Here is an 8801-nt window from a genome sequence, read left to right as displayed (position 1 = left end):
GGTACTCTGGGGTTCGGTGCAGGATCTCGGTACGGTGTTCGCCTTTGCCGATGTGACCATGGGCCTGCTGGCGATTGCCAACCTGATTGCCCTGGTGCTGCTGTTCAAGGTCGGCCTGCGCCTGATGTGCGACTACGACAACCAGATCAAGGCCGGCGTCGAGTCGCCCGTGTTCGACGCGAAGAACTTCGCCGATCTGGACCTCGACCCAGCTGTATGGCAGCACACGCCAAACCAGCCCCCGCTCAACGCGCACCAACAGCGTTGATCTGAATACGCCCAGGCCATTGGCCTGGGCGTTGTTGTTTATGTCATAGGCTCCGCGCGGCCAGTTGGCAGGCGCGGGACTCTCCGTACAAGTGGAGTGCCAGACCATGCGTCAGATTCTTTGCACCGTGCTGTTGTCCTGCCTGCTGTTCAGCCCCCTGAGTCAGGCGCAGCTGCCGCCTGACTACAAGGTGGTGCTGCAGACGGAAAACTTCCCACCCTTCAATATGGCCGACCACGGCAAGAACTTTGCGCGCGACGCCAATATCACCGGCATCAGCGCCGACATCGTGCGCGAGATGTTCAAACGCGCCGGTATCAACTACAGCCTGACCCTGCGCTTCCCCTGGGATCGTATCTACCAGCAGACGATGGATAAGCCCAACCACGGCCTGTTTTCCACCTCCATGAGCGAGGCACGCAAGCCGTTGTTCAAGTGGGTGGGGCCCATCGCCCAGTACCAGAGCGTACTGGTCGGCCTCAAGGGCAGCAGCCCGCAACTGGATAATCTGGAACAGGCCAAGGCCTATCGCGTCGGCGCCTACCAGAGCGCGGCGGTCAGCCAACACTTGGAGCGCCTGGGCTTTACCCCGCAGAACGCCCTGCGCGACCAGGAAAATATCCGCAAACTGCAACGTGGGCAGATCGACCTATGGGCCACCTCCGACCCGGTCTGGCGCTTCTATGCCAAAGAGCAGGGCGCCGATGATCTGCAAACCCTGCTCAGCTTCGAAACTTCACAGTTGTACCTGGCCCTGAATAAGGACACCCCAGACGAAGTGGTCGAACGCCTGCAAAGCGCTTTGGAGCAGATGCGCGGCGAAGGCTACGGCAGCTGCGCGAAAAATCCCGAGCTGTGCTGAACGCAACTCGCCCCTGATAACACCTACAAATGCCAGGCCTTGCGCAATAACTGCAAGGCCTCGGCAATCTGCGCCTCGTGCCCTTCGGCATAACCCAGCACCAACCCGGCCCGCTGGTCTTCTTGAGGGCTGCTGTCTGACGGCCAGTAGCTGCTCAAGCCATTCAACGCCACGCGACGCGTTGGGCTGCATCGATCAACTCGCGCTCGCGAACCAGACGCTCAAGCCGCACACAGAGATGCGACCTGACACCTGCTCAGGCCATGCGGGTCAGCAGTGCTCGGCAAATGCAATGGAATCCAACGACATAACGGTGGTCTGCCCTTACTACCCCTTGGGTTTTCAACCCTGAAGCGCTACTGGCGCGCCATTGCTGACGACTGCTGGCTCGCCTGGTTCGCCTCAAACGGCGCTAACAAGGCGCCCCTAGACAATCTGCTGGTACAGGAGAAACGTCATGGACTCAGATACGCCAAAACAGGCCACGCTGTATCGCATGGTGATGAAGAATCACCTATGCCCTTATGGTCTCAAGTCGAAGGATTTGCTCGAGCGTAAAGGCTTCGACGTGGACGACCACCACCTGACAACCCGCGCTGAAACTGATGCCTTTCAGAAGCAGCACAACGTTGAGACAACTCCCCAGACCTGGATTGGAGGGCAGCGTATCGGTGGCTACGATGCACTGCGTAGATATTTCGGCGAGCACGTCAAAGGGCCAGACGAAACAAGCTACACCCCCGTGATTGCAATCTTTGCCGTCTCCTTGCTAATGGCCCTGGCCATGAGCTGGGCGGCTTACGGCACTCTGTTCACGGTGCGAGCACTCGAATGGTTTATCGCAGTGGCCATGTGCGTGCTGGCCATTCAGAAACTGCAGGATCTCGAAAGCTTTTCGACCATGTTCCTCAATTACGATTTGCTGGCGAGGAAATGGGTGCGCTATGGCTATCTCTATCCATTCGGCGAGGGGCTGGCGGGGGTCTTGATGATCTCGGGCGCGCTGATATGGCTTGCCGCGCCGGTGGCGCTGTTTATCGGCTGCGTAGGCGCGGTTTCAGTGATCAAAGCCGTGTATGTCGACAAGCGTGAGATTAAATGCGCCTGTGTCGGCGGAGGCAGCAAGGTGCCATTGGGCTTTGTTTCGCTGACCGAAAATCTAATGATGATCGCGATGGCGCTGTGGATGCTGGCGAAAGCCTTTTAAGTAAGTGGGCGCGAGCGCCAACCCCCGACGGACCAGCAGGGCGAGTTTTGGCCGGTCCAGTTCAAACCCTGCTCTGCGCCTTGGCAGCGACCAAGTGACTTTCGCCGACTGACCGGAGCTGTATGCGATGACATGTTCGATTAGCCTCCTGCGCAACACGGCGCGGGCGCTGGCTTTACTGGCGGCACTGTTGCCGGGCGGCTCACTCTTGGCCGAGGCGGAAAGCCCCGCTGTTGACGACACTGCCGCCGAGATGGCTATCGATGCCCAGACCCGCGAAAGTGACGAGAAGATCAGAGCCCGCATCGAGAATATCTTTGCCGAACTGCAGCCGCTGCGCGAAGTGACGGTCTATGTCGGCGAGGGGGTGGTGATTCTGCGCGGTGAGGTCGCCAATGAAGTGGCGGCGCAACAGGCCGAGCGACTGGCCAGCCGGCTTGCCGGGGTGGTCACGGTCACCGACGAAATGAGCCGGACGCTGGCCGTGGCCGATAACGTGCGGCCAGTTATTGAGCGTTTACGCACCCAAACCCTGAATTTTATAAAAGCCTTACCGCTGCTTGGGTTGGCGTTGCTGGCACTGGCAGTGTTTGCCCTACTGGGCAACTTCCTGGCCCGACGAAAAATGCTGTGGCGAAAAATAGCGCCGAATCCTTTCCTGGCCGATCTGATGGCCCAGGCAACACGCATCGTCATTCTACTGCTGGGGATTATTCTCGCGCTCAACCTGCTGGGCGCGGCTACCGTCATAACCACGATCCTTGGCGGCGCAGGGGTGATCGGCCTGGCCATCGGCTTCGCCGTGCGCGACACGGTGGAGAACTACATTTCTAGCGTTATGCTGAGCCTGCGTCAGCCGTTTCGCGCCAAAGATCACGTGGTCATCAACGACATCGAAGGCATCGTCGTGCGCCTCACCTCGCGCGCCACGATCCTGATGACCCTCGACGGCAACCATATGCGCATTCCCAATGCGGCGGTGTTCAAAGGCATCATCCTCAACTATTCGACCAACCCGGAACGGCGCTTTCAATTCGAACTCGGTGTTGATGCCGCCGATGACCCAGTCGCCGCGATGAAGGCCGGGCTGGACGCCCTTCGCGCCCTCGACTTTATTCTGCAAGACCCAGAACCCGACGCGCTGATCAACACGGTAGGCGACTCCAACATCGTGCTGACGTTCTTTGGCTGGATCGATCAGCGCGCCACCAACTTTGCCAAAGCCCGCAGCCTGGCCATCCGCGCCGCCATGCGTGCGCTGGAAGAGCAGGGTTTCACCTTGCCCGAACCCATTTACCGTTTGCGCTTCGACCCCGAGGTCAACGCGGCCCTGGTTGGCGCCCTGGACAACACCCCCGGCGACACTAACCCCGGCGTATCTCGCGCGGCCCATGATGAGCACCCGGTCGTACGGGTTGAGCGCGGCGATGGGGTGCTGGATGTCTCACCAGATAAACACCTGGAGCAGAAAGTGGATGCGGAAATCCGCTCCGACCAAGGCAATGACCTGCTGAGCAAAGACGTGCCGCATGAATAACAGCGTGCGATACAGCGGTCGTTAAAACGCTAGCGGCGAGCGTCAAACTTTCCAAGCGCGACGCAACGCCGCCAGCGCCTGCTCAATTTGCGCTTCGGGGACGGCGGCAAAACCCAGCACCAGCCCGGCGCGCTGATCCTCAGGCGTGGCGCTGCCTGGCAGCCAGTAACTGCTCAGTGCGGTCATCTCCACGCCAACGCCTGCGGCGGCACTGATCAGCTCGCGCTCGCGGGCCAGGCTGGCGACCCGCACGCAGAGGTGTAAGCCGGCCTCCACTACCGGCAGCGGCGCACAACCCGGCACGTCCGCAGGCCAACCGGCCAGCAGCGCATCGCGGCGATTGCGGGCCGCCGTGCGCATGCGGCGAATATGCCGCTGAAAGTGCCCGGCAGCGATAAATTCGGCCATTACCGCCTGCGTGCCAATCTCCGAATGGCGCATATCCAGGGCGCGGCGCTGGGCAAAGGCTTCGGCCAGCGCTGGCGGTAATACCAGATAGCCCAAACGCAGCGCCGGAAAAGCGATCTTGCAGAAGGTGCCGACGTAGAGCACTCGGCCCTGACGATCGAGAGCGGCGAGCGGCGCCAATGGCGTACCGCTGTAACGGTATTCGCCGTCGTAATCGTCCTCGATGATCAGGCCATCATTGCGCTCAGCCCACCCCAGCAACTCCAGACGCCGTGCCAGCGACAGGGTGACGCCTGTGGGGTACTGATGCGACGGCGTCAGATAAACCAGCCGACACCCTTCGACCTGCGCCAGCGCAGCGGTATCCAGACCTTCACCATCCACCGCCACCCCACACAGCTGTGCCCCGGCTATCGCCAACGCATGGCCGGCCGCGCGGTAGCCGGGGTTTTCCACAGCCACCCGTGCGCCGGGGGTAACCAGCAACTGCGCACACAGACTGATGGCCTGCTGCGCGCCATTGGTCACCACAATCTGCGCCGGATCGCAGTGCAGGCCACGGCTGTTGCGCAGGTAAGCGGCGATCAGCTCGCGCAATTGCAGATCGCCGGCCGGGTCGCCATAGCCCAGGCGTGCCGGCGATGGCTTGCGCCAGAAGCGCGCGGACAAACGCGCCCAGGTCTCGAAGGGAAACAGATCAAAGGCCGGCACGCCGACGCGAAACGCCCGGGGCGCGCCGCTCAATGGCGGGTTCAGATGGTGGCTCTGCAACAGCTGCAAAGCCGCACTCTGCGGGCTGACGGACGGCTGCGCCGGAGTCACGGCCGTTGGAGCCGGCCGCGTCGCCCCGCTCAATTCAGCCACATAAGTGCCGGCACCGATGCGCCCCTCGATATAACCCTCGGCGTACAGCTGATCGAAGGCGCGGGTCACGGTGTTGCGCGAGATGCCCAGCAGGCTCGCCAGATCACGGCTGGCCGGCAAGCGCGTGCGGCGTTGCAGACGACCATCGAGGATCCGTTCGCGCAGCGCCTGATACAGCTGACGCGCCAGACCCTGCTGCGCATCGAGCTGGATGCCGGACAAGTCAACCGGTAGCGGCGCAGCAGACGAAATAGCCATGCGGATTGGCACCATAAAAGTCGCAGAAAATGGATCTTACAACAGACCAATATCCTGCCTAGCATGGCTCATCACTTAGGAGCCTGCCCCATGTACACGCCCGCCGCCTTTCGTCAGGACGACCTCACCACCCTGCACCAGCAGATGCGTGCCACGCGCCTGCCGACACTGGTTAGCCACGGCAATCAGGGCTTGCTCGCCAGCCATCTGCCACTGCTACTGGCACCTGATGAAGGTGCATACGGCACGCTGTACGGCCACTTCGCCCGCGCCAATCCACAGTGGCGCGACCTCGCCGAAGGCAGCGAAGCACTGGTGATTTTTCAGGGTGCAGAGGCCTATATCAGCCCGTCCTGGTACGCCGCCAAGGCCGAGCACGGCAAGGTGGTGCCGACCTGGAACTACATCAGCGTGCACGCCCATGGCCGCGCCGAAGTGTTCGATGACGCCGAGCGCCTGCTACAACTGGTCAGCCGCCTCAGCGCGCTGCACGAAGCCGAGCGCCCGCAACCCTGGGCGGTGAGCGATGCACCGAGTGAGTACATCGACAGCATGCTGCGCGCCATTGTCGGCTTCGCCCTGCCGATTCAGCGCCTGGAAGGTAAGTGGAAGCTCGGGCAGAACCGCAGCCAGGCCGACCAGGCCGGCGTGCGCGAGGGCCTGAGTGCCAGCCATGACCCACGCGATCGCGAGCTGGCCGCGCAGATCAATCACCCACACGTAGCCAAGGAAGCGCCATGAGCATTGCAATCCGCCCCATCAGCCCTGCTGACCACGCCGCCTGGTTGCCGTTGTGGCAGGGCTATCTGCACTTTTACCAGAGCGAGTTGCCGGCCGAGGTCAGCGCCATGACCTGGCAGCGCTTTCTCGACCCGAGCGAGCCCACCCATGCCGCCCTCGCCTGGCGCGACGGTCAGGCCGTGGGGCTGGTGCAGTGGATCTTCCACCGCACTAATTGGTCGGTGGAGCACAGCTGCTACCTGCAGGATCTGTTTGTCGGCGCCGATCAGCGCGGCGGTGGTATCGGCCGGCTGCTGATCGAGCACGTTTATGCCCAGGCCCAGGCGGCCGGCTGCAGCCGCGTGCATTGGCTGACCCAGGAAACCAACTACCCAGGCCGTCAGCTCTACGACCGCATCGCCGAGCGCTCGGGCTTTATTCAATACCGCAAACAGTTCTGAATAGGAGCTACAAAATGCCCCAGCAAGCGCTTCTCGATTGGCAGCCCGTGCCCGCCCCGGCCCACGAATCCTTAGACGGCCAGTATGTGCGCCTCGAACCGCTCGACCCGGCAATCCATGGCGACGACCTGTGGCAAGCACTGCAAGGCCCGGAGAGCGACCCGGCACTCTGGGATTACCTGCCTTACGGCCCATTCAGCGAACGGGCCGCGTTCGATAGCTGGTTAAGAGGCCACGCCGCCAGCCGCGACCCGCTGTTCTTTAGCGTGATCGACCTGAACCAGCAGCGTGCGGTCGGTCTGTTGAGCTATCTGCGCATTGCGCCCAAGGATGGCTGTATCGAGATTGGCCATATCGCTTTTGGCCGCGCCATGCAGCGCAGCCCAGCGTCGACCGAGGCGGTTTATCTGCTGGCCAAGCTCGCCTTGGGCGAGCTGGGCTACCGTCGCCTGGAATGGAAGTGCAACGCCAACAATGCTCGCTCGATGCGCGCGGCCAAGCGCCTGGGCTTCAGCTACGAAGGGCTGTTTCGCCAACATATGGTGGTCAAGGGGCGTAACCGCGACACGGCCTGGTTTTCCATCCTCGACAGCGAATGGCCGGCCTGCAACGCGGCCTTCGCACGCTGGCTGGCGGCGGATAACTTCAACGCCGATGGACAACAGAAACAGCGCCTGGAAGATTTGCGCCAATAGGCCAGCGGCTTATTCGATCTCGAACAGGCCGTTGCGGATCTGTGCGCCGCTCAGACGCTGGCGGATATCGTCATCGATACGCGGGTCATCCGGGTTGTAGAGCATCACCTGGCGGTAGGCGTTGACCCGGTTGATGTCATTACCAAGAAACTCCCAGACCACCCGAGTGCAAGCAGGAGTGCGCAGGTCGCCACTCGACACCCCGGTTTTCAGGCCGTTAAGCCGGCCGATACGGCTCTTGAAGCTGGGAATCAGGATGGTCTGGGTCATCTCGTTGCCGGTCAGCGACTCGTAGTCGATCAGAAACAGCCGGTCCTGCAGGTAGAACGCCGCCCCCAGGTAGCGACAGCGCACCCAGTCTTCGGCCTTGCCACTGTCGGCACGCGACGGCTCCTGACGCTCCTGGCGCTCGAACAGGTAGCTGCCGCGCTCCTCGCGCAGCTGCACCAGCGACAGCAGAATCTGCCCCGGTACCGACATGCAGTTGGCGTATTCAAAGTAGTAGCCGCAGTAACGCGACAGGCTGCTGGAGTGCTCGCCGAGTGGCTGGAACAGCTCCAGCAGCGGATCACCCAGCACCCGCGTCTCATGGCTACCGCTGCGCGCACCGATCAGGTCGGCAAACTGCTCTTCCGGCAGGCTCAATTCGTAGGCCTCGACGCCGAAAAAGTCGCAAATCCGCTTGAGGTTGTAGGCCGTTGGCCGGCTCTGTCCGCTCAGGTATTTATTGAACTGGGCGCGATTGATCGTGAGCTTGCGGCAAACCTCGGCAATTGACCGGTAATGGCTGCACAACAGCTTTAGATTGGGCCCTAGATGGTCGGACATGGCGAATTCCAGGTGATGCGAGCGGCGCGATTCTAGCATCAACTCGCATCAGTTCGCCGCGACCTGCGAAATTGCGCGACGAACGCGTCTGCTCAACCATTCGGCCCCGCCTATATTTCCTTCACAAAACAACAAGAGAGACTCGCCTGCCATGCTCGATATTCTCAACGACCTGATCTGGAGCAAGCTGCTGATCGTGATGCTGATCGGCCTTGGTCTGTATTTCACCATCGCCTCGCGTTTCGTTCAGTTTCGCTACTTCGGCAGCATGTTCCGCATCTTCGCTGAAGCCTTCCAGCGCCAGCCCGGCCAGCTCAGTTCGTTCCAGGCGCTGATGCTGTCGGTAGCCGGTCGTGTCGGTGCCGGCAACATCGCCGGTGTCTCGGTGGCGATCATGCTCGGCGGCCCGGGTGCGATTTTCTGGATGTGGGTCGTGGCCCTGGTCGGCATGGCCACCAGCTACTTCGAATGCTCTTTGGCGCAGCTGTACAAGCGCCGTGAAGACGACGGCACCTACCGTGGTGGCCCGGCCTTCTACATTGAGCACGGCCTCGGCCAGCGCTGGTTGGGCATCGTTGTATCGATCCTGCTGCTGGTGACCTTCGGCTTCGGCTTTAATGCGGTGCAGTCCTACACCGTGGCCAGCTCGATGCATGACACCTTCGGCATGCCGACTTATGTCAGCGGCCTGAT

The 8801-nt window shown here is 61.7% G+C and carries 11 protein-coding genes; 8 read left to right on the top strand and 3 right to left on the bottom strand.

Features of this window, described 5'->3' with window-relative positions:
• Both AACY25_RS20810 and AACY25_RS20805 read left to right on the top strand, forming a co-directional pair.
• A partial coding sequence (locus AACY25_RS20810) for an alanine:cation symporter family protein (protein WP_339527275.1) occupies positions 1-268 on the top strand: 268 nt, incomplete at its 5' end.
• A gap of 106 nt (positions 269-374) precedes the next feature.
• Positions 375-1130, top strand: a complete 756-nt coding sequence (locus AACY25_RS20805; protein WP_339527273.1) for a substrate-binding periplasmic protein — start codon at positions 375-377, stop codon at positions 1128-1130.
• Positions 1131-1153: 23 nt separating this feature from the next.
• On the opposite strand, the gene AACY25_RS20800 is transcribed toward AACY25_RS20805, so the two are convergent.
• Positions 1154-1288, bottom strand: coding sequence for a hypothetical protein (locus tag AACY25_RS20800; RefSeq protein ID WP_339527272.1), 135 nt, complete (start codon positions 1286-1288; stop codon positions 1154-1156).
• Positions 1289-1587: 299 nt separating this feature from the next.
• On the opposite strand from AACY25_RS20800, the gene AACY25_RS20795 reads away from it, so the two are divergent.
• Both AACY25_RS20795 and AACY25_RS20790 read left to right on the top strand, forming a co-directional pair.
• Positions 1588-2337: a glutaredoxin family protein gene (locus tag AACY25_RS20795; protein ID WP_339527270.1), complete on the top strand. Its 750-nt coding sequence runs from the start codon at positions 1588-1590 to the stop codon at positions 2335-2337.
• 127 nt (positions 2338-2464) lie between these two features.
• Positions 2465-3874, top strand: coding sequence for a mechanosensitive ion channel family protein (locus tag AACY25_RS20790; RefSeq protein ID WP_339527268.1), 1410 nt, complete (start codon positions 2465-2467; stop codon positions 3872-3874).
• Positions 3875-3916: 42 nt separating this feature from the next.
• On the opposite strand, the gene pdxR is transcribed toward AACY25_RS20790, so the two are convergent.
• Positions 3917-5404 (bottom strand): MocR-like pyridoxine biosynthesis transcription factor PdxR, encoded by a 1488-nt coding sequence (gene pdxR / locus AACY25_RS20785; protein WP_339527266.1) that lies wholly within the window; start codon positions 5402-5404, stop codon positions 3917-3919.
• Positions 5405-5494: 90 nt separating this feature from the next.
• Between pdxR and AACY25_RS20780 the strand changes: the two genes are divergently transcribed.
• Genes AACY25_RS20780 through AACY25_RS20770 form a run of 3 tightly spaced genes read left to right on the top strand, consistent with a single transcriptional unit; the run spans position 5495 to position 7280 of the window.
• Complete coding sequence (locus AACY25_RS20780) at positions 5495-6145, top strand: FMN-binding negative transcriptional regulator (protein ID WP_339527264.1); 651 nt, start codon at positions 5495-5497, stop codon at positions 6143-6145.
• Positions 6142-6585: a GNAT family N-acetyltransferase gene (locus AACY25_RS20775; protein ID WP_339527263.1), complete on the top strand. Its 444-nt coding sequence runs from the start codon at positions 6142-6144 to the stop codon at positions 6583-6585. Before AACY25_RS20780 ends, AACY25_RS20775 begins: the two co-directional genes overlap by 4 nt.
• A 14-nt stretch (positions 6586-6599) precedes the next feature.
• Positions 6600-7280, top strand: coding sequence for a GNAT family N-acetyltransferase (locus AACY25_RS20770; protein WP_339527261.1), 681 nt, complete (start codon positions 6600-6602; stop codon positions 7278-7280).
• Positions 7281-7289: 9 nt separating this feature from the next.
• On the opposite strand, the gene AACY25_RS20765 is transcribed toward AACY25_RS20770, so the two are convergent.
• Positions 7290-8108, bottom strand: coding sequence for a helix-turn-helix domain-containing protein (locus AACY25_RS20765; protein ID WP_339527259.1), 819 nt, complete (start codon positions 8106-8108; stop codon positions 7290-7292).
• A 151-nt stretch (positions 8109-8259) separates the two neighbouring features.
• Here AACY25_RS20765 and AACY25_RS20760 point away from each other — a divergent pair.
• On the top strand, positions 8260-8801 hold a 542-nt coding region (locus AACY25_RS20760; protein ID WP_339527258.1), incomplete at its 3' end, for an alanine:cation symporter family protein.

Source organism: Pseudomonas sp. EA_35y_Pfl2_R111 (assembly GCF_963970955.1).
GTDB lineage: Bacteria > Pseudomonadota > Gammaproteobacteria > Pseudomonadales > Pseudomonadaceae > Aquipseudomonas.
The sequence above is the reverse complement of the archived record's forward strand: the minus strand, read 5'-3'. Positions and strand labels throughout refer to the sequence as shown.

Bases quoted from the DNA above. Each gene is read 5' to 3' on its own strand.
- AACY25_RS20790 (WP_339527268.1), top strand. From the start codon at position 2,465: ATGACATGTTCGATTAGCCTCCTGCGCAACACGGCGCGGGCGCTGGCT.
- AACY25_RS20805 (WP_339527273.1), top strand. From the start codon at position 375: ATGCGTCAGATTCTTTGCACCGTGCTGTTGTCCTGCCTGCTGTTCAGC.
- pdxR (WP_339527266.1), bottom strand. From the start codon at position 5,404: ATGGCTATTTCGTCTGCTGCGCCGCTACCGGTTGACTTGTCCGGCATC.
- AACY25_RS20780 (WP_339527264.1), top strand. From the start codon at position 5,495: ATGTACACGCCCGCCGCCTTTCGTCAGGACGACCTCACCACCCTGCAC.
- AACY25_RS20765 (WP_339527259.1), bottom strand. From the start codon at position 8,108: ATGTCCGACCATCTAGGGCCCAATCTAAAGCTGTTGTGCAGCCATTAC.
- AACY25_RS20770 (WP_339527261.1), top strand. From the start codon at position 6,600: ATGCCCCAGCAAGCGCTTCTCGATTGGCAGCCCGTGCCCGCCCCGGCC.
- AACY25_RS20775 (WP_339527263.1), top strand. From the start codon at position 6,142: ATGAGCATTGCAATCCGCCCCATCAGCCCTGCTGACCACGCCGCCTGG.
- AACY25_RS20795 (WP_339527270.1), top strand. From the start codon at position 1,588: ATGGACTCAGATACGCCAAAACAGGCCACGCTGTATCGCATGGTGATG.